This is a genomic window from uncultured Rikenella sp. (assembly GCF_910577125.1).
GTDB lineage: Bacteria > Bacteroidota > Bacteroidia > Bacteroidales > Rikenellaceae > Rikenella.
The window spans coordinates 1-20,160 of record NZ_CAJTMN010000036.1; the positions used below are offsets into that span (position 1 = coordinate 1).

A 20,160-nucleotide genomic window follows, 5' to 3' on the forward strand; every position below is an offset into this window, starting at 1 on the left:
CCTGGGGTGGCTCCGGCCCGCGCGGCTCTTCGAGCCGCAGGGGTTCGACCTTGTTTCTTGTTCGCGGTTCTTGTCCGCGCGCCTTTGGAAAATCTTATTCAAAAGCGGGCAACGCTTTTGAATGATTTTCCTGTTAAGGCGTCGGCGCGCGGTGCCTTCGGGCACTCCGACATGGCCGCCTCTACCCTAACAGGATAGAACTGCCCTGCGCGGGCGGCGTCCGGGTGACCCCGGCGGGACGGAGCGAAACTACGTTTCGCTAAGACCGCCTCGGCCCCGTTTATTCCGAGAGGCAACGCAACTGAAAACCGTAAGTACGATTACGTTCAGCTCCGGCATTGAGCCAAATCATATCGAAACCCAACCCCTTGCCGGTGATTTCTCTAATCGTCGCAGACCAGCTGTAGCTATTGCTTCCGACGAGCCCTAACGCCCCCGAGTGATAGGTGCGGTAGCCCGGGGCGGGGTACCAGGCGAGCGGGGTTCCCGAGGTGCCATCGCTGCTTACCTTGTACAACCGACCGTTGGTCGCCTTGTAATTACCTGAACCATACTTTTCGCCAGCTACGCCATCCGAATAGTACGGGAAATTGCCCAATAACGGCTGGTCGGCATCGGTCGTACGCGTAAAGTCAGACCAAGTGCCGCGTTTTTGCGCCGGCCGTCAGAACTGAAAGTAAATGAACGGTTGCACATCGCCGCTGCTCAACTGGGCGATCAGCCAGATCAAACCGGTCGTCATCAGGGCATACACCACGATCGGCAGACGCTGTACCGCCTGCAAAGTCCGCTGTTCGACCCGGTCGCTCGTGAAGTGGAGCACGTACCCGAGTACCGTCAACAGCAGCACCCATTTGTATCCGACCACGAAGTCCCAGAAAATTTCCGGATGGAAGGCCGTGAAGATCTGCGAAAAGACCTGTCCGGCCACCTCCATCGATTCGGCGCGGAAGAAGACCCAGGTCGCGCAAACGAAACTGAACGTCAGGAGAATCCCGATCACTCTGCGCCAGCGCGGCATCTCGGCCCCCGTAGGTTTAAATCCCGGCGCCAGGTGCATCGTCAGTTTGTGGCTCGCCAGCCCCGCGCCGTGCAGCCCGCCCCACACGACGAAACGCATCGCCGCCCCGTGCCACAGCCCGCCGAGCAGCATCGTGATCATCAGGTTCGCATACGTCCGCAGCCGCCCTTTGCGGTTTCCCCCCAGCGAGATGTAGAGATAGTCTTTCAGCCAGCTCGAAAGCGAAATGTGCCACCGCCGCCAGAACTCGGTAATGGTGGCCGACTTGTACGGCGAGTTGAAGTTCGCGTTGAACCGGAAACCGAGCAGCAGCGCGATCCCGATGGCCATATCCGAGTAGCCTGAGAAGTCGCAGTAGATCTGCATGGCATAGCCCAGCACTCCCATCAGGTTTTCGAGTCCCGTGTAGAGCATCGGGTTGTCGAAAATCCGGTCTACGAAATTAAGGCTGATGAAGTCCGAGATCACTGCCTTTTTGAACAGCCCGCATAGAATCAGCCAGACTCCTTCACCGAACTGGGCCCGGCTGACGGTCAGCGGCCGCTGGTGGATCTGGGGGATGAAGTCCCGGGCCCGCACGATCGGCCCGGCCACCAGCTGCGGGAAGAACGAGATGTAGAACAGGTAGTCGATCCACCGGTGCAGCGGCCGGACTTTCCCCCGGTAGAGGTCGATGATGTAGCTCATCGACTGGAAGGTGAAGAACGATATCCCGATCGGGAGGAAGATGTTCCGGAATTCGAGCGGGTCGGCCAGAAAGTTGTTGACGATGTCGATCAGGAAGTTGGTGTACTTGAAGTAACCCAGCATCCCGAGGTTGATGCAGACGCTCAGCGCCACCCAGGCTCGCCGTGCTCCTCGGCGCCGGGCGGTGGCGATGAAGTGGCCGATGAAGAAGTCGCTCGTGGCGGTGAAGAGCAGCAGCAGGAAGAAAATACCGCTGGTCTTGTAATAGAAGTAGAGCGAGAAGAGGGTGACGTAGACGATCCGCAGGGTGACGGTGCGCCGCATGAAGCCGTAGAAGCAGGTGAATCCCAGAAAGAGGAAGAGGAACAGACCGCTGGTGAAGAGCAGCGGTTCGGCGGGATTGTATTTCAGCAGGTCGAGGAGGTTACTGAGCTGTGGAGCCATGACCGATGTATCCGTTGTAAAGTGCGTTGTAAATCAGAAGACCCTGGATGCGGTATCCTTCGGCCGTGTAGTGTATCTTGTCGCGGGCCATGAGGTTGTGGTCGGCCCAGTTGAGGGCCGATCCTTCGCCTCCGGTGGCGGCGTAGAGGTCGATGAAGGCCACGCCCTGCTCTTCGGCATAGCGTCTCAGGGTGCGGCTGATCCGGCCGAAGTTGGGGTTGGGTTCTCCCTTTTTGAAGGCTTGCGCGGGGGAGGTCAGCAGGATGGCGACTCCGGGATTGGCTTCCCGCAGCGGTGCGACGAACCGGTCGATTTCGCGGTAGAAGACGTCGTCGTTGAAGTTGCTGCCGGCGGCTTCGTTCGAGCCCATCGAGAGGATGATCAGGTCGGGCTCCAATGCGGTGCTCTGGCGGATGACCTCTTCCTGCCGTCCCCAGTGCAGGAAGCAGGCGCTGTTGACGCCCATGGCGTGGTAGAGGATGCCGTCGTGTCCGTTTTCGAGCGAGAATCCGTAGATCGGCCCGCGGGCGAATTTCCCGTCGGCATAGGTGTGGAGTTCGAGCGAATCGACGCTCTCCACGAGGTCGATGTCGGTGTTGAAGTCGTAGATAATGTCGGGTGTCCCGATGCCGGCCGAGAGGCTGTCGGGGGCTTCGATGATCGGGGCGTATTTCCCGTGGAAGACCCGGACTTTGTTGAAGCGGTAGTCGAGGGTGTCGTTGGTGGGCAGGGCGCAGAGCAGGAGCCGGTTTTCGGCCTGCGAGCTCTGGACGGCGATGCCGGTGATTCCGATGGGCTGGGCGGTTCCTTTCCCGTGGACGATGCGGGCGCAGCTCCATTCGCCGGAGTAGCCGGGAACGGGTCGTATGGCGTAGTCGCGGGGCTCGTTGCTGCCGCCGAGTTTGTGGGGCACGATCATGCCGCGTCCGGCATTGCCGAACCGGGCGTGGAGGTGGCGCATGATGACGTCGGGGATCACGCCGCCCTGGATGTGGGAGTCGCCGAACTGGATGATATTGATGCGTCGGACGGCCTCTTCGGCTGTCGAGTCGGCGGTGTCCGAGACGGGCAGACGCAGGCGGTCGAGCCGCCGGAGTTTGGCGTAAAAGGCGGCAAGGTGATCGGACGGGTCGCACAAGGTGTCTGCGGCGGTGTCGACAAAGGCGTAGGAGGCGATAAACACGGAGTCGGAGGGAGCGGTTTCCGTTTCCTGTTGTGCCTGAGGGCTTTCAGCGCCGCAGCTGCTCAGTGTGATGATGGCGGCGAGTACGCTGTAAATGATATGTTTCAGCATCTGGTTCGATACTTAAAGTCTGTTATTTCGAGTCGGCGGTGCGTTTTTGGGGCGACAAGGAACAGTACAAAGAGTTTTGCCGACACAGCCTTAGCGAAACGTAGTTTCGCTCCGTCCCGCCGGGGTCACCCGGCCGCCGCCCGCGCAGGGCAGTTCCATCCGGCACTAAGCTCGACCGCGCGCGACTGCTGGAAAAGGAAATCATTCAAACGCGTAATGCGCGTTTGAATAAGATTTCCGCCAGCGCGCGGGAAATGAGGTGGCGGAGCGGGAGCGGAGCCGCAGGGGCAGACACGAAGGCAGGGCCGGCGCCCGGGAGGTGCCGCAATTCTCGGCGTGTGAGCGGCGTGTTGCGGGCCTCCCGAGGGGGAGGCGTCCGGCCCGCGCGCCCCTGCGGGGCGCAGGAGCTCTTTCCGTTTATTCCGAGAGGCAACGCAACTGATGACCGTAGCCGCGTAAGCTCGTGTGGCTGGGAAGGAGCCCCGTCACGTTGAAGCTCAAGTATACGCCACGGTAGTGGTCGTCCGAATCGTAGGGCGTGGACGAGTAGCTGTTTCCGCTGCTGCCGATGAGCCACAACGTGCCCGTATCCCGATGGCGGTAGCCCGGGGCGGGGCTTGTTTTTCGCGCGCCTGGGGAAATCTTGTTTCAGTCGCCCGCAGGAATTTCATCTCGGTTTTGCTTACCGCAAAACGAGTGAAATTCCTCTTTAAGCGGGGCGGGCGACTGTCCTACGGGAGGGTACTGCCCTCGGACCGGGCGGGCCCCACGTCCCGTGGACGGGCAAAACTGCGTTTTGCTGCGGCTGGGTCGGCCCAATTGGTGGAGGCGGCCTTGGGGTAGACACGGCCAACGTTGGGGTAGAGGATGGCAATTGGGAGTGCGGCACGCATCGTTTATTCCGAGAGGCAACGCAACGGAAAACCGTGGGCACGGTAGTTCGCGTTGCTGGGATCGAGGTCCTGCGTGTTGAACCACAAGAACTGCCCGTGGATACCGCTTACCGCAGACGACCAGCTATAGCTGTCGTTGCCGACACCCACCGGACCGCCCGAGGGTGCGTAGCGGTAGCCCGGGGCGGGCGCCATGCCTGAACGTGCCGGCGGCTTCTGCTCCAATTCCCCGCGCTCCGATAGTCGGGAGCCTCGGACCGGTTCACTGCCGGGAATGAAAGAACGTAAATGCCTTGCCGATAGGCAATAAAAAAGGCATCCTACCGCTAAATAGGATGCCGTCGGCAAGGAATGTGTGTTGACCCGCTAGGATTCGAACCCAGAAAGACAGAACCAGAATCTGTAGTGTTACCATTACACCACGGGTCAATAAAAATGTGTCGCTCCTGTTCGGAAGACGCTGCAAATTTAATGCGTCTGAATGAAACCCGCAACAAAATCTGCAAAAAAAGTGTTGACCCACCAGGACTCGAACCTGGAACGACAGAACCAAAATCTGCTGTGTTACCATTACACCATGGGTCAGAACCGCTTTCGCGCCACAAAAATAGCGTTTTTCTGCGAAACCGCCAAATCATCGGATATTGGCGATCGACATGATGTCGGCGAAGACTCCTGCCGCCGTCACCGAAGCTCCGGCACCGTACCCCTTGATCTGGAGCGGATATTCGTCGTAGCGTGTCGTCCGGATCAGGATGATGTTGTTGCTCCCCTCCAGGTCGTAGAACGGGTGGCCCGCCTCGACCGTCTCGAGCCCCACCGAACAGCGGCCGTTCTCCATCAATGCCACGAACCGCCACCGTTTCCCCTCGGCCGCCAGCACGCGCCGCTGACGTTCGAACTCCGCGTCCAGCTGCGGCACCTTGGCCCAGAAATCCTCCGTCGAACCCTCGAAAATCGAATTCGGAACGAAGAGGTTCTTCACCACATCCGCCTGTTCCACCTCATAGCCCGATTCGCGGGCCAGAATCACCAGTTTGCGCACCACGTCCGTCCCGCTGAGGTCGATCCGCGGGTCGGGTTCGGCATAGCCCGCCTCTTTGGCCATCGCCACCGCCCGGCTGAAGGGAATCTCTTCCGACAGCACGTTGAAGATGTAGTTCAGTGTCCCGCTCAGCACGGCCCGCAGCCCCAGAATCGTGTCGCCGCTGTGCCGCAGGTCGTTGATCGTGTTGATGATCGGCAGCCCCGCCCCCACATTGGTCTCGAAGAGAAACTTGACACCCCGCGTCCGGGCCGTGTTCTTCAGCGCCGCATAGTGCTCGTAAGCCGACGAGGCGGCGATTTTGTTGGCCGTCACCACCGAGACGTTGTGCGACAGCAGGTCGCCGTAGATCTCCGCCACCGCAGGACTGGCCGTGCAGTCGACGAAGACCGAGTTGAAGATGTTCATCTCCGTAATCCGGTCGCGGATGGTCTGCGGTGTGGTGGGAACGCCTTCGTTTTCGAGCAGCTCCCGGTACCGCGCGAGGTCGATTCCGTCGCGGTCGAAAATGCTGCGCCGTGAGTTCGAAATTCCCACGACGTTGATTTTGAGCGCATTCGTCCGCAACAGTACCTCCTGCTGCGAGCGGATCTGCTCGATGAGCGAGCCCCCTACGAGCCCGACGCCGGTCAGAAAGAGGTTCAGCACCTGGTATTCCGACAGAAAAAACGAGTCGTGAATAACGTTCAGCGTCTTCCGCAGGCTCTCGACCTTGACGACGAACGAGATGTTGGTCTCGCTGGCCCCCTGCGCACAGGCGATGACGTTGATCCCGTTCCGGCCGAGCGTCCCGAACAGCTTGCCGGCGATCCCCGGACAGTGGCGCATGTTCTCGCCGACGATCGCCACCGTCGCGAGGTCGCACTCCAGCATGATCTCGTCGATCTCGCCCGTGGCGATCTCCTGCGCGAATTCCGTGCTCAGTACCTCCCGGGCCCGTTCGGCGTCGTCGCGCCGGACGCCGATCGAGGTGGTGTTCTCGCTCGATGCCTGAGAGACCATGAAGACGCTCACCCCCGCCTTGGCCAGTGCCTTGAATATCCGGTAGTTGACGCCGATCACGCCGCACATCCCCAGCCCGCGGATGGTCAGCAGGCAGCTGTCGTTGATCGACGAAATCCCTTTGATCGCTTTGTGCATGTCGCCGCGTCCGGCCACCGGGACGGTCACCTCGCGCGAGATGTAGGTCCCCGGGCACTCCGTCCGGTAGGTGTTCCGGATATAAATCGGGATATTCCGGTTGTAAGCCGGGAAGATGGTCGGCGGATAGATGACCTTGGCGCCGAAGTTGCAGAGTTCCATCGCCTCGACGAAGGTCAGCGACTCGATCAGGTAGGCTTTGTCGATCACCCGCGGGTCGGCGGTCATGAAGCCGTCCACGTCGGTGTAGATGTTGAGCGCCTCGGCTCCCACGGCCGCCGCGATGATGGCGGCCGTGTAGTCCGAGCCGCCGCGTCCCAGCGTCGTCGCCTCGCCGGTGGTCTTGTCCGACGAGATGAAGCCCGGCACGACGCTCACCCGCGCATCGTCGGCGAAGGTGCTCCGCACCAGCTCGTTGGTGAGGGCGAAGTCGACGATGTGTTTGTTGAAGTAGGGTTCGGTCTTGATGAAAGCGCGGGCGTCGCGCAGCACGGCGCCGTCGATGATCCGGCTGACGATCAGCGAGCTGAGCCGCTCGCCGTAGCCGACGATGGTGTTGGTCGTCTTGGGCGAGAGATCCTGGATCAGGAAAACGCCGCGCAGGATATTGCCCAGCTCTTCGAGCAGCGCCTCGACCTGCGCACGGGTCTCCTCTTGCAGATGGGCCGGCACGCTCTCGGCGATCGCCTCCCGGTGCCGCCGGCAGATGGATTCGTACCGGTCGCAGTAGGCCGGATCGGCCTGTGCGGCGGTCGCGCCTGTGGAGAGCAGCAGGTCGGTGACGCCGCCCAGGGCGGAGACTACGACTGCCACGCGGCCCGGTTCGCGGGCGATGATTTCCCGGATATTTTGCAGACCGGCGGCCGAACCTACGGAGGTGCCGCCGAATTTGAAGACTTTCATCGTCTGTGGCTGATTCGTTCGGTGGTTGAAGCGTGCAAGATAGGCATTTTGCCGGAAATATCAGCCATCCGGAGGCGAGGCGGGCGGAAAAAAGAGGGGAGGGCGGCTCCGGAATCAGACGGTGCGGAGGTATTTCTCGTAGATGCTTTTCCGCAGTTCGTTCAGCGCTCCGAGGCGTTGCATGATCTCCTGCGCCTCCTCCATGGTCTGGATGCCGAGCAGCTCCTTCTGGAGCGAGGCGATGATCGAACTGACCACTTTCGACTTATAAATCGTGATCGCCTTGGGGATGGCCTCGCCGAGCCGCTCCCGCTCGGTGGAGACACGGATTTCGTAGCGCTCCCACATCCGGCTGGGAGAGTAGGTCTCCTCTTCGGTCAGCAGGTCTACCACGAACGACGCTACCTCGGCCGACGGGTGGTTGATGAATCGGTTCACCTCCGGCGCCCGGTTCTCGTCGTGGTAGATCCGGACGTACTCTTCGTAGATCTGGCGGCAGAGCGGACTGTGCATCTCGATGCGGTCGAGCTCCAGGTCGCCGATGATGGTCTCCGCCACGCTCAGCGAAACGATCTCCGTAGGCGACATCTCGAAGTCGAAGTTCTCGCCGCCGTATTTGAGCAGGTAGCCCACCAACTCCCGTTCCAACTGCTCCAGCTCGCGGTTGAGCCCCTGTTCGGCGAAGCTGAGCTTCGGGGCGAGGTCGACCGGGGCGGCCGGCTCCATGGCCGGCTCCTCGGGCGAAAAGCTCGGAACGGCGTTCGGATCGGCTGTCTGCCGTTGCAGGAACTGCTCCTTGCGCCGCTGGTTGTCCATCGCCTCGCGTCCCGCCTGTCCGTCCACCATCGTCACCCGCTTCCGGGCCACTTCGCGGATCAGGATGTCTTCGTCGATTTCGAGCTTTCGGGCGCACTCCCGGATGAAGACCGACCGCGTGATCGCCTCCGGAATCGTGGCGATCGACTCCACCACGCTCGAGATCACCTCCGCCCGCTTGATGGGGTCTTCGGCCGCGTCGCCCAGCAGGATCCGCGTCTTGAACGAGATGAAGTCTTCCTCGTGCTCCTCGACATAGGCCTGCAATTCCGTCGCGTTGTGCGCCCGCGCGAACGAGTCGGGGTCTTCGCCCTCGGGCAGCAGCACGCACCGCACGGTGAGCCCCTCGCGCAGAATCATGTCGATCCCCCGCATCGAGGCCTTGATCCCCGCCGCGTCGCCGTCGTAGATGACCGTCACGTTCTTGGTGAACCGTTTGATGAGCTTGATCTGCTCCACCGTCAGCGATGTCCCCGACGACGCTACCACGTTCTCGACCCCCGACTGGTGCATCTGGAGCACGTCGGTGTAGCCCTCGACCAGGATACAGCGGTTGAACTGCGTGATGGCCTTCTTGGCGAAGTAGATGCCGTAGAGGGTGTTGCTCTTGTGGTAGATCTCGCTCTCGGGCGAGTTGAGGTATTTGGCGACCTTCTTGTCCGTCCGCAAGGTCCGTCCTCCGAACGCGATGACGCGGCCCGAGAGCGAATGGACGGGAAACATCACGCGCCCGCAAAAACGGTCATAGTATCCCCCGCCGTTCATGGCCTCGCGTTTGATGGTGAGCCCGGTGCCGACGAGAAACTCCTCCCGGTACCCCTCGCCCAGCGCGGCCTGCGTCATGGCGTCGCCTTTGGCCGGGCAGTAACCTAACTGAAACTTGGAGATGGTGGCGTCGGTGAAGCCGCGCTCCCGGAAGTAGCTCACCCCGATGCTCTCCCCCTCCGGCGTCCGGAGCTGGGCCTCGAAGTACTGGTTGGCCCACGAGGTGACGATCATCATGCTCTCGCGGTCGTCGTTGCGCTGGCGCTCTTCGGGGGTCTGCTCCTTCTCGCGGACTTCGATGCCGTATTTCTTGGCCACCCACTTCAGGGCTTCGACGTAGCTCAGCCCCTCGTGCTCCATCACGAAGCTGATGGCGTTGCCGCCCTTGCCGCACCCGAAGCATTTGTAGAGCCCTTTGGAGGGCGAGACGACGAACGAGGGGGTCTTTTCGTTGTGGAACGGACAGCAGGCCTGGTAGTTGACCCCTTTCTTCTTCAGGGTCACGAAGTCGCTCACCACATCCACGATGTCTGCGGCGGCGAAAATTCGGTCTACGGTCTGGCGGTCGATCATAACGGGAGCAAAGTTACGGTTTTTAGGCTTCGGTCGGCGGGTCGCTCTTCTTCCGGGAAATATTATTTTTGCACCCTATTCTCATCTCTTCCGAAGCATGAAACGAATCCTTTCCGTTTTTATTTCGACCCTGCTGGGCATCGCCTGTGTCCGGGCTGCCGAAAGCACTGAAAAACGGGTGAAATTCAGGTTCGGGGGGCGCATCGACGCTCAGCTGTTCCACGACTCCTATACCTCCAAGGCCTCGAGCAACGGGATTTTCTATTATTTCCCGCTGGCGCCGGCCTACAACGCGCAGGGGGAGGACATTCACCGGGAGAATTCGCTGCGGTTCGGGGTGGCCAATTCGCGGCTCCATTTCACGGCCACGGCCGCCGACATACTCGGCGGAGAGGCCGCCGGATACATCGAAACGGACTTCATGGGGTCGGGCAACAACATCGGCGTGCTGCGGCTGCGGCATGCCTACATTTCGTTGAACTGGAAGCGGAGCCGGCTGATGGTCGGCCAGACCAACAACCTCTCGGTGCCGGAGGAGGTCTTCCCGAACACGGTGGCGCACGGCGCCGGCACGCCGCTCAATCCGTTGTCGCGAATCCCCCAGATCCGCTTTTCGCAAAAGTTCGGTGAGATCGTCCGCCTGAGCGTGGCGGCGGGTTTTTATGCCGGTGCGGAGGGGGAGGCGCAGGCCTACGGGCTGGTGCCCGATTTCGCGCTGCGGCTGACGGTCGGCGACAACCGGACGAAGGTGAGCGTCAGCGGGGCCGTGAAGTCGATCCGGCCGCGCAACCTGACCGTGGATTCGATCCGCACGCACCGGCGGGTGACGGCTTTCAATGCGTCGATTTTCGGGCTCCACACTTTCGGCGGAGGGCACAAACTGACGGCTTTCGCGATGTGGGGCGAAGATCTCTCGACGCTCAACATGCTGGGCGGGTACGGGCCGCTGCTGAGGGATGTGGAGCGCGGCGAGAAGGATTACGGCTATACGACCACGCAGACGATCGCCATGTGGGTCGGGTTCGAAACGAAGATCATGAAGGGCTGGCAGCCGGGTCTGCTGGCCGGCTGGACGAAAAACTTAGGGTCGGGCCGGGAGATCGACCTGGCCGATGCGGCGATTCCGGACAAGGGGATCGACTGGTATTTCCGCCTCTCGCCGCGCCTGTGGTACCACTACAAACAGCTCTCGTTCGGGCTGGAGTATATGTACAGCCTCGCTTCGTGGGGCCGGACGTTCGACGCGCACTACCGGCCGGTGGATCGGTACGAAAATTCGCAGAATCATCGGGTCACGCTGCTGGCCCGCTTCAAATTCTAATGTAAGTCTCGGGAATACCTTGCTATTATAGAGAGTCGCCCTCCGGCCATGTGACGAGCTCCATCCGAACCCCGTCTCCCGTGCGGTCGAGCCGGGCATAGGCCGGCCGCTCGATCCACTCGCCCAGGATCACCACCTCGCACCGGCTTCCCAACCGGTGCACCACCGGCGTATGGATGTGCCCGCAGACGATGTAATCCGTCTCCGGATGATCCGCGGCGTAGACCCGCGCAAAGCGCACGATGGGTTCCTCTTCGCCCCGGAAAACGTGCGCCACCCCCTCCGTCCTCCCGTGCCGGTTGTGCGACGACCACCACCGCCCGAAACGCATCATCGCGTTCGGATGCAGCCATGCCGACGCCACCCGCCGCAGCCACCGGCAGTGGAAAATCCGGCGCAGCACGGTGTATTTCCAGTCGCCGCTCTTCCCCAGCCCGTCGCCGTGCGCCACGAAAATCCGTTTTCCGTACAGTTCGAACACCTCCGGAACCGTATGCACCGTCATGCCGATCTCGTCGGCGAAGTAGTCGCCGATCCACAAGTCGTGGTTCCCGACGAAGAAGTGCACCGGTATCCCCCGGTCGCAGAACGCGGCCAGCCGGCCCAGCGTCCGAGCGAAACCCTTGGGCACCACCCGCCGGTATTCGAACCAGAAGTCGAAAATATCGCCCGCCAGAAAAAGTCCTTCGCAATCCGCCTCGATGGCGTCGAGCCATGCCGCGAAACACCGCTCCCGTTCCCGCGGATCTTCGCCGCGGTACGAGAGTCCCAGGTGGACGTCGGATGCGAAATAGTATGCCATAAAATGAAGATAGTCGGCCGGGTCCGGTGTCGCGTTACCGCGGCAGCAGGTCGCTCAGCCAGTCGGTGTAGGTCCACACGTAATAGCAGACATATCCCAGCGCCCCCAAAGCGATCAATACGGCCAGAAACGAGACGGTGTAGTTGTGCGGATTCCGCTCCCGGGGCAATACTTTCGGCCCCCGCCGTCCGCCGCTGCGTCGTCCCGGCCCCGGGTGTCTGCGGGGCCCCCTCCGGTCGTATCCCCTCGTGTCAGGCGCCTCCTCTTCCATCGCCGTGCCGTCCGCCAGCCAACGCCCCACCGGCAGCACCAGCGGTTCGGCCGGCAGCGGGTTGAGCAGCTCCAGAAATTCCGGGTCGGGGTAGAATTCCGCCGTCCGCACCGGATATCCGTCGTATCCTTCCGTCTCCCGGAAGGCGATCGTCCCGACGCCGTCGAGCCACATCGACCCTTCGGCCATCCCCTGCGCCTGCGCCTCCGCGCAGGCCGAAGCGCGCCACTCCTCTTCCCATGCCGCCGCCGTCGCCAGGTCGACGGCCAGTTCCGCCGCGATGATCTCCGTGAACGGCACCCCCTCCGTATATCCCCCCTCGTCGTCCGTCAGCGGTTCGCCCTCCGGAACCAGCTCCGGCATCCGCCGCGGCGGGTCGAGCCGCCGCCCGGTGGCGAACTGCGCTCCGCTGCGCAGCGTCCGCAGCGTGCCTATCCCTTCCAGTGTCACCGGAAGGTACTGGAGCAGGTAGCGGCGCAATATGGTTGTCACGGAGTCCATCTTTTCTTTCTGTATCGGTCGAGGTCTATCGGGTGCGGTCTTGTGTGCGGAGCGGCAGCAGACCGGCTATTGTCTGTTCAATCACGATCGGGAAGTGGCGGTGCTCCAGTACATGAATTTTCGCGGCAAGCGTCTCCGCCGTGTCGTCGGCGTCCACCGCCACCGTGGCCTGGAAAATCGTGTCCCCGCTGTCGTACCGTTCGTTGACCCAGTGGATCGTGATGCCCGACTCCCGTTCTCCCGCCTCGATCACCGCGCGGTGCACCCGGTCGCCGTACATCCCCCGCCCGCCGAACTTCGGCAGCAGCGCCGGATGGATATTCACGATCCGTCCCGCATAGGCATCCGTCAGATAGTGAGGCACCAGCCACAGAAAACCCGCCAGGACGATAAAGTCGATCCCGTGTTCCTGCAATAACGATGCCACCCGTCCTCCCGGTTCGCCGAACTCCCCGCGCGTGAAGACCGCCGTCGGCACCCCGAACCGTTCGGCCCGTTTCAGGGCATAGGCGTCCGCGCGGTTCGAGAGCAACAGAGCCACCCGCCCCCGCGTCGAATCTCCGAAATGTCGCATGATGGCCTCCGCGTTCGTTCCCGATCCGGACGCGAAAATCGCTATGTTAATCATAATGAGGTGTTTATGTTGAAATCGGCAAATAAAAGTACAAAAAAAACAGACCCGCCGCCCGATTTTCAGAAAAAAACCATACTTTTGTCCTGCGTCGGGTGAACACTTCGATCCGAAAACACGCACTTCGATTGTCAAACCTAAATTAAGAACACTATGTCTGAAATCTCTTCAAAAGTAGTCGAAATCATCGTCGATAAACTCGGCGTGGATGCTTCGGAAGCGGTTCCTACCGCCAGCTTTACCAACGATCTGGGCGCTGACTCGCTGGATACCGTCGAACTGATCATGGAATTCGAAAAGGAATTCGAAATCTCGATTCCGGACGAAGACGCCGAAAAGATCGCTACCGTGGGTGACGCCATCACCTACATCGAAGGCAAAAAGAACTAAGCGACCGATTCGGTTGTAGACTCAGTATAAGACTGTTTCGGACACTTTAGCAATATAGCGTTCGGAACAGTTTCTGTTTTGACCCGAACCGCGCGCCGGCGGCTCTCCTAATAGAGTGGACGCCGGCCGTTCTTCGGGCGGGTCATTCCCATTCAACTTAAATCCTTTATGAACTTGAGACGAGTAGTAGTAACCGGTATCGGAACGATCAATCCGCTGGGAAACAACACCGCCGAATACTTCGAGAACCTCGAGAAAGGGGTCAGCGGGGCGGCTACCATCACCCTGTTCGACGCTTCGAAATTCAAAACCCAATTCGCCTGCGAGGTCAAAGGGTTCGATCCGAACCAGCATTTCGATCGTAAGGAGGCGCGGAAATACGACCGCTTTACCCAATTCGCGCTCGTGGCAGCCAAAGAAGCGGTCCAGGATGCCGGACTGGCGGATGGCGAAAACAATACCGTGGATTCGGTCGACAAGGATCGCGTCGGGGTGGTCTGGGCGTCCGGGATCGGAGGGATCGGAACCTTCTTCGACGAGGTCGTCTACTATGCCAAGGGGGATGGCACGCCGAAGTACAACCCGTTCTTTATTCCGAAGATGATCGCCGATATCGCTGCGGGGCATATCTCGATGAAATACGGATTCCGCGGGCCGAACTACTGTACGGTTTCGGCTTGCTCGTCGTCTAACCATGCCTTTATCGACGCCTTGAACCTCATTCGGTGGGGGAAGGCCGATGTGATCGTCTCCGGGGGATCCGAGGCGGCGATTAACCCGGCCGGGATCGGCGGGTTCAATGCCATGCAGGCACTCTCTACCAGAAATGACGATCCCGCCACCGCTTCGCGGCCGTACGATACGGGACGCGACGGTTTCGTGATGGGCGAAGGGGCCGGGGCTCTGGTGCTCGAAGAGTACGAACACGCCAAGGCTCGGGGGGCGAAGATCTACGCCGAAGTGGTCGGCGGGGGGATGAGCGCCGATGCCTACCACCTGACGGCTCCGGATCCGGAAGGGGCGGGGGCGGTTCTGGCCATGCGCGAGGCGCTGAAAGACGCCGGGATTACGGCTCAGGAGATCGACTATATCAATACCCACGGAACATCGACGCCGGCGGGCGACTTGCCGGAGATGAAAGGGATCGTTTCCGTTTTGGGAGACCATGTCTATGATGTCAACATCAGCTCGACCAAGTCGATGACGGGACACTTGCTCGGCGGGGCGGCGGCTATCGAGGCGCTGGCCTGTGTCATGGCCATTGACAAAGGGATTGTTCCGCCGACGATCAACGTCTCGGAACGCGATCCGCAGATCGACCCGAAAATCAACCTCACGCTGGGCAAGGCACAGCGGCGGGAGATCAACTGCGCGCTGAGCAATACCTTCGGCTTCGGGGGGCACAACTCGACCGTCATCTTTAAGAAAGTGCGGTAGTTTTTCGATTGCGAGGAAACGCACTATTGCTGATACGGGTTCCGGGCTGTCGCGCTTTGCGTGCGACAGCCCGGGCTCTTTTCACCGACACATCTTATCACCATGCCCTGGCATCGTCTTTTTCGCCGGCCCTCGTCGGCAGACCGACCCTATTACCGTCTGATACGTCGTATTTTCGGCATCGTTCCGAATAACGTCGAGCTCTACAAGCTGGCCTTGGTGCACCGTTCCGCCTCGGTGGTTGTGGACGGCGGCCGGACGGTCAACAACGAGCGGCTGGAGTTTCTGGGCGACGCCGTGATCGAAGCGGTGGTCTCGGAACTCCTCTTTATCGAATATCCGGAGGCCAATGAAGGCTTTCTGAGCAAGCTGCGTTCGCGGATGGTGAGTCGGGATACCCTGAATAGGGTGGCGTTGGAGCTGGGTCTCGACGACGTGATCGTCGCCCATCCGTCGAGTTTGGTGGCGAGCCGGAACAACATCTACGGCGACGCATTCGAAGCGTTGGTCGGCGCGCTCTATCTGGATCGGGGGTACGAGATCACGGGCCGGGTTCTGATCGAGTCGGTCTTCGCCCGTCATGTGGATCTGGAGGCGCTGGAGCAGACCGAAAAAGATTTCAAGAGCCGGATGATCGAGTGGGGGCAAAAACATCATCGGAATATTGCGTTTCACAGCCGGGAGTGTGCCGACCACGTCGAACTGGCTCCCCATTTCGAGTCTGAGCTTTGGATCGACGGCGAGAAAGCCGGTTATGGTGACGGACGCTCTAAAAAAGAGGCCGAACAGCTTGCCGCGCACGCCGTTTATGACCGTCTCGGGATCGGGTGATGGGATGGGTGGATTGCCGCAGCGCATAGAATAAGTCTTGTGGAGCGTGAGGTGTGCGGACAGAGGACGGTGTGAAGATTTGGGCCGACCCAGCCAATTGCCCACCGCGGGCACGCGGGGCCCGCGCGGCCCGAGCGCAGTCGAAGCTCGACCGTCGCCCGCCCGCATAAGAAGGCATATTCTGCCGATTGGCGGTGAGCCAATCCGGCAAGAATTGCCGCGGGCGACTTAACGCGCGCCACGCCTAAAGAGGCGATTCAACTCTTTTCGGCGTGAGCCGAAATAGAATGAATCGCCCGGCGCGCGAAACGCGGCGGAGCGACAGCGGAGCCGCAGTGAGGTTGACACGGGGTAGTGCTTGGGCTGAAGCTTTTGTCCGAGCTTTGGGCCGAGAGTGAGTAGCGCGATGCGCAGAATCGCCGGCCTCGGGCGCAGCGACGCCATAGCGGCGCGGGGGGGGCGCGCCGAGGACGAATGGGCCGAACTTGGGGCTATAAGTTAGATTGAACTCGTGCGACCTTTAGGTCGCCGGCCTTGTCGCCCAAGCCGCGTAGCGGCTTCGGGGGGATGGGCGACAGGCCGAATGGGGCATAGCTGTTGGCTGTGGGGTGGGCGAGTTGGAGCGGGCCGGAGCCAGCGAGGCCGGAAACGAGCATCGTCGAGTTGCAGGCCTACGCCTGGGGTGGCTCCGGCCCGCGCGGCTCTGCGAGCCGCAGAACTTGGAAATCATACAGACCCAAGCCCGGGTTCGAAGTTCCCAATCAGTCGAGTCTTCCGTTTATTCCGAGAGGCAACGCAACGGAAGACCGTAGGCCCGGTACGTCGCGCGGCTGGGGCCGAGTTCCGTCGCGCCGAAGTCCAAGTACACGCCACGGTAGTGGTCGCCCGAACCGTAGGACGTGGACGACCAGCTGAACCCGCGGTTGCCGACGTTCCACAACGCGCCCCCGCCGTAGCCGCGGCCGCCCGGGGCGGGGTCCCAGGCTAGCGGGGTTCCCGTTCCCGAGGTGGTTACCTTGTACAACCGACCGTTGGTCGCCTTGTAATCACCTTTCCCGAAGGATTCCCCGGCAACTCCATCGGAATAATAAGGGAACGTCCCGTTTAAAGGCGTCGTGGCGTCCCGCGTAAAGTCAGACCAAGTGCCGTTCCGTTCTCTGTCCGCGCGCCTTGGGCGATTCATTCTGTTTTGGCTCGTCGCCGAAACAGTTGAATCGCCTTTCAAGGCGTCGGCGCGCGGTCGAGTTTTGCCCCGGACGGAACTGCCCTCGGGCCGGGCGGGCCCCACGTCCCGTGGACGGGCGAAACTTGCGTTTCGCTGCGGCCGTGTCTACCCCGTTTATTCCGAGAGGCAACGCAACAGAAAACCGTGGCCGCGGTAGCCCGAGTAACAGGAGTTAAGACCTTGTGCAGAGAGATGAAAGCCCACTCCTCCGATGCCGCTCGTAGCGGAAGACCAGCCGTATCCATAGCTGCCGACGAGCAACGGAGCGCCTAACCGCCCATTGCTGCCCGCGTCGCGGAAGCCCGGGGCGGAGAACGAATTTGCTGCCAGCCTCCGTACTCCTCCTGCCGAAACCGCCGAAGTCGAAAAATAGCTATCTTAGCCCCGAATTATGCCGTCTCGACCTTCGAACAAAGGAAAATACACCCCGCGTAATCGAACTCTCCGGGCGGCGATGGTATAGACCGGAATAACAAGTCTTCGCCTTGAAATCCACCGAAACACTCTACCGCTGGTTTACGCGCTTCTCCAAGCGGCTCTCCGAACGACAGCTCATCATGATCCTTGCCGTGGTCGTCGGTATCGCCGCCGGCATCGCCGGGCATCTGCTGCGCGGTTGTATCCACCTCATCAAACAGGGACTTACCTCCTGGGCCGATATCGAAGTCGCCAACCTGCTCTATTTCCTCTATCCCATGATCGGGATCGCCGTGACCGTGCTCTTCGTCAAATATTGGGTGAAAGACGACATCTCGCACGGCGTGACCCGGATCTTCTATGCCATTTCGCGGCGCGAGTCGAGGATTAAACCCCATAATTGCTACACCTCGTTGCTGGCCAGCTCCGCGACGATCGGTTTCGGGGGGTCGGTCGGAGCCGAAGCGCCGATCGTGCTGACCGGGGCCGCCATCGGTTCCACCGTCGGACAATTCCTGCGTCTCAACTACAAATACATCACCCTCCTGCTGGGTTGCGGAGCCGGAGCGGCGATCGCGGCCGTGTATAAGGCACCCATTGCCGGCTTCGTCTTCGTGATCGAAGTCCTGATGCTCGAACTCACCTTCACCAGCGTCGTCCCGTTGATTTTGGCCTCGGTGACCGCTGCCACGACCACCTATCTGCTGGTCGACATGCAGCCCTTTTTTGCCGGCGTCGCTCCGACTTTCACCTTGAAGGAGATCCCGTTTTATGCCTTGCTGGGGCTGGTGGGCGGCTGCGTCTCGTACTTTTTCGCCAGCGTCTCGATGCGGATCGAGGGCCGGATCAAAGCGATCAGGAAACAGCGCTCCCGCGTGCTGATCGGCGGGGTGGTGCTGGGGGCTTTGATTTTCGTCTTCCCGCCGCTGTATGGCGAGGGGTATGAAACGATTACCCAGTTGATGACCGGCCGGCAGGCCTCGATGTTCGACCAGTCGCTGTTCTACGAATGGCGCGATGCGTTCTGGATGATCGTCTTGTATGTGGCCGGTATTCTGGTCTTTAAGGTCGTTGCCATGACCCTCACCAACGCTTCGGGCGGGGTAGGGGGGACGTTCGCTCCGTCGTTGTTCGTGGGGGCGATGCAGGGCTACCTGTTTGCCATCGTCTGCAATCGCCTTTTCGGGACCGAACTGCCTGTGGCGAGTTTCACGCTGGTGGGGATGGCGACCGTGATGGGCGGGGTGATGAAGGCGCCGATTACCTCGATGTTTCTCGTGGCGGAGCTCACCGGCGGGTTCGTGCTCTTTTTGCCGTTGATGCTCGCGTCGGCGGTCTCGTTCGCCGTGAGCTACTATTTCGAACCCTATTCGATCTATACCAAACGGCTGGCGGCGCGGGGCGAGCTGCTGACGCGCAACAAGGACGAGAATACGATGCAGTTTCTCAGTACCCGTCCGTTGATCGAGTATGATTTCGAAACGGTGCCTCTGAACGGGAAGCTGCGGCATGTGATCCGGGCGGTGGAGCATACGCATCGGAACATTTTTCCGGTGGTCGGTCAGCGGGGCGAGCTGATGGGGGTCATCACGATGGACGACATCCGGGCGGATATGTTCGATGCTGACAAGTATGTCAATCCATTGACCCGCTACATGTCGCCGCCTCCGGAGCGTATCCATCCGGATGAACCGATCCGCAGCGTGATGGAGAAGTTCGAACAGACTCGGGCGTGGAATTTGCCGGTGGTGGACGAAGCGGGGCATTATCTGGGATTCATCTCGAAATCGAAACTCCTGACGGCTTATCGCGAGCAGCTGGCTCACATGAGTGACGAGTAGGGGGTGTTGCTGCGCCGCATTGGAGTTTGTTTGAGTTTGCGGGTATATCCGGCCGGAGCATCCCGTAGGGATGCGCTCAGAAGTCTTTTGGGCTCTTTTTGCCCGAAGGCTTCCTCACGCTAACTCGGCATAGCCCGCAAGCGGTCTCTGTTCACGTAACGCTGCTCGGCTCTTCAGAAAAAGAACAGTCCCCTCAGACCACTCGCGCGCCGCCGCCTTAGGAGGCGATTCAACTATTTCGGCGATAAGCCGAAAGAGAATGAATCGCCCGGCGCGCGAACAAAGAACGGTGCGAAGATTTGGGCCGACCCAGCCGCAGCGATGCGTAAGCATCGCCCGTCCACGGGACGTGGGGCCCGCGCGGCCCGAGCGCAGTTCTATCCTGTTAGGGTAGAGGCTGCCCATTGGGAGTGCGGCACGCACCGCCTGCTCGCGTAAAGAGGGATTTCGCTCGTTTTGCGATGAGCAAAATCGAGATGAAATCCCAGCGGGCGACGGCAACGCGGCGGAGCGACAGCGGAGCCGCAGTGAGGCGGACACGGGGCGGTGCTTTGGGCTGCGACTGTTCTTCGGGCGCGAAAACCGTTCGCGGTTTTCGCGCCGCACTGGGCCGAGCTGGAGAAGGAAAATTGGGTGGAGCTGTTGGCTGCGTTTTGTGCTTAGCTTTTGCGATTCGCAGAATCGCTGTCTTCGGGCGCAGCGACGCGATAGCGGCGCGGGGGAGGCGCGCCGAGGACGAACAGGGGGAGAATTGGGCTGAGTTTTTGCGATCCGAAGGGTCGCCGGGGCTGCGCGCTGGGCTTTCGGCCCATCCCCGGAGCGCGCAGCCCGAAACGGCCAAGGATTGAGCAGAGCTCTTGCGGTTCGCAGAACCGCCGGCCTTGTCGCCCAAGCCGCGTAGCGGCTTCGGGG

The 20,160-nt window shown here is 61.0% G+C and carries 17 protein-coding genes and 2 tRNA genes; 5 read left to right on the forward strand and 14 right to left on the reverse strand.

The window, feature by feature from the left end:
• Positions 1–280 precede the first annotated feature (280 nt).
• From QZ292_RS05375 to dnaG, 9 genes are all read right to left on the reverse strand, one after another.
• On the reverse strand, positions 281–598 hold the full coding sequence (locus QZ292_RS05375; RefSeq protein ID WP_294598895.1) for a hypothetical protein: 318 nt from the start codon (positions 596–598) through the stop codon (positions 281–283).
• 66 nt (positions 599–664) lie between these two features.
• Positions 665–2,152: an MBOAT family protein gene (locus tag QZ292_RS05380; RefSeq protein ID WP_294598897.1), complete on the reverse strand. Its 1,488-nt coding sequence runs from the start codon at positions 2,150–2,152 to the stop codon at positions 665–667.
• Complete coding sequence (locus QZ292_RS05385; protein WP_294598900.1) at positions 2,133–3,446, reverse strand: GDSL-type esterase/lipase family protein; 1,314 nt, start codon at positions 3,444–3,446, stop codon at positions 2,133–2,135. The genes QZ292_RS05380 and QZ292_RS05385 overlap by 20 nt, the downstream gene beginning before the upstream one ends.
• A gap of 417 nt (positions 3,447–3,863) precedes the next feature.
• Positions 3,864–4,025, reverse strand: a complete 162-nt coding sequence (locus QZ292_RS05390; RefSeq protein WP_294598903.1) for a hypothetical protein — start codon at positions 4,023–4,025, stop codon at positions 3,864–3,866.
• A 317-nt stretch (positions 4,026–4,342) separates the two neighbouring features.
• A complete protein-coding gene (locus tag QZ292_RS05395; RefSeq protein WP_294598906.1) occupies positions 4,343–4,489 on the reverse strand; it encodes a hypothetical protein in 147 nt (48 codons plus the stop codon).
• 208 nt (positions 4,490–4,697) lie between these two features.
• Positions 4,698–4,768 (reverse strand) — tRNA-Gln (locus tag QZ292_RS05400).
• A gap of 85 nt (positions 4,769–4,853) precedes the next feature.
• Positions 4,854–4,924: transfer RNA gene (locus QZ292_RS05405), tRNA-Gln, on the reverse strand.
• Between the two features lie 49 nt (positions 4,925–4,973).
• Positions 4,974–7,427 carry a bifunctional aspartate kinase/homoserine dehydrogenase I gene (thrA, locus tag QZ292_RS05410; RefSeq protein WP_294598909.1) on the reverse strand — a complete coding sequence of 818 codons (2,454 nt, stop codon included), beginning with the start codon at positions 7,425–7,427 and terminating at the stop codon, positions 4,974–4,976.
• A gap of 114 nt (positions 7,428–7,541) precedes the next feature.
• A complete protein-coding gene (gene dnaG / locus QZ292_RS05415; RefSeq protein ID WP_294598911.1) occupies positions 7,542–9,581 on the reverse strand; it encodes a DNA primase in 2,040 nt (679 codons plus the stop codon).
• A gap of 97 nt (positions 9,582–9,678) precedes the next feature.
• Here dnaG and QZ292_RS05420 point away from each other — a divergent pair, with 97 nt between their 5' ends.
• Complete coding sequence (locus QZ292_RS05420) at positions 9,679–10,902, forward strand: hypothetical protein (RefSeq protein ID WP_294598913.1); 1,224 nt, start codon at positions 9,679–9,681, stop codon at positions 10,900–10,902.
• Between the two features lie 25 nt (positions 10,903–10,927).
• On the opposite strand, the gene QZ292_RS05425 is transcribed toward QZ292_RS05420, so the two are convergent.
• The 3 genes from QZ292_RS05425 to purN are packed head-to-tail and all read right to left on the reverse strand — an operon-like array spanning position 10,928 to position 13,104.
• Complete coding sequence (locus tag QZ292_RS05425) at positions 10,928–11,704, reverse strand: UDP-2,3-diacylglucosamine diphosphatase (protein ID WP_294598916.1); 777 nt, start codon at positions 11,702–11,704, stop codon at positions 10,928–10,930.
• Positions 11,705–11,738: 34 nt separating this feature from the next.
• Positions 11,739–12,467 carry a hypothetical protein gene (locus QZ292_RS05430; RefSeq protein WP_294598919.1) on the reverse strand — a complete coding sequence of 243 codons (729 nt, stop codon included), beginning with the start codon at positions 12,465–12,467 and terminating at the stop codon, positions 11,739–11,741.
• Positions 12,468–12,501: 34 nt separating this feature from the next.
• Positions 12,502–13,104 (reverse strand): phosphoribosylglycinamide formyltransferase, encoded by a 603-nt coding sequence (gene purN, locus QZ292_RS05435; RefSeq protein WP_294598921.1) that lies wholly within the window; start codon positions 13,102–13,104, stop codon positions 12,502–12,504.
• Between the two features lie 156 nt (positions 13,105–13,260).
• On the opposite strand from purN, the gene QZ292_RS05440 reads away from it, so the two are divergent.
• The 3 genes from QZ292_RS05440 (at position 13,261) to rnc (ending at position 15,765) form a co-directional block, all read left to right on the forward strand.
• Positions 13,261–13,497, forward strand: coding sequence for an acyl carrier protein (locus QZ292_RS05440; RefSeq protein WP_294593649.1), 237 nt, complete (start codon positions 13,261–13,263; stop codon positions 13,495–13,497).
• 168 nt (positions 13,498–13,665) lie between these two features.
• On the forward strand, positions 13,666–14,934 hold the full coding sequence (fabF, locus tag QZ292_RS05445) for a beta-ketoacyl-ACP synthase II (RefSeq protein ID WP_294598923.1): 1,269 nt from the start codon (positions 13,666–13,668) through the stop codon (positions 14,932–14,934).
• 102 nt (positions 14,935–15,036) lie between these two features.
• Positions 15,037–15,765, forward strand: coding sequence for a ribonuclease III (gene rnc, locus QZ292_RS05450; protein ID WP_294598925.1), 729 nt, complete (start codon positions 15,037–15,039; stop codon positions 15,763–15,765).
• 778 nt (positions 15,766–16,543) lie between these two features.
• Here rnc and QZ292_RS05455 read toward each other — a convergent pair.
• Together QZ292_RS05455 and QZ292_RS05460 are read right to left on the reverse strand one after the other, a co-directional pair.
• Positions 16,544–16,948, reverse strand: a complete 405-nt coding sequence (locus QZ292_RS05455; protein WP_294598927.1) for a hypothetical protein — start codon at positions 16,946–16,948, stop codon at positions 16,544–16,546.
• Positions 16,949–17,104: 156 nt separating this feature from the next.
• Complete coding sequence (locus QZ292_RS05460) at positions 17,105–17,251, reverse strand: hypothetical protein (protein WP_294598930.1); 147 nt, start codon at positions 17,249–17,251, stop codon at positions 17,105–17,107.
• A gap of 224 nt (positions 17,252–17,475) precedes the next feature.
• Here QZ292_RS05460 and QZ292_RS05465 point away from each other — a divergent pair, with 224 nt between their 5' ends.
• Complete coding sequence (locus QZ292_RS05465; RefSeq protein ID WP_294598933.1) at positions 17,476–19,248, forward strand: chloride channel protein; 1,773 nt, start codon at positions 17,476–17,478, stop codon at positions 19,246–19,248.
• Positions 19,249–20,160 lie beyond the last annotated feature (912 nt).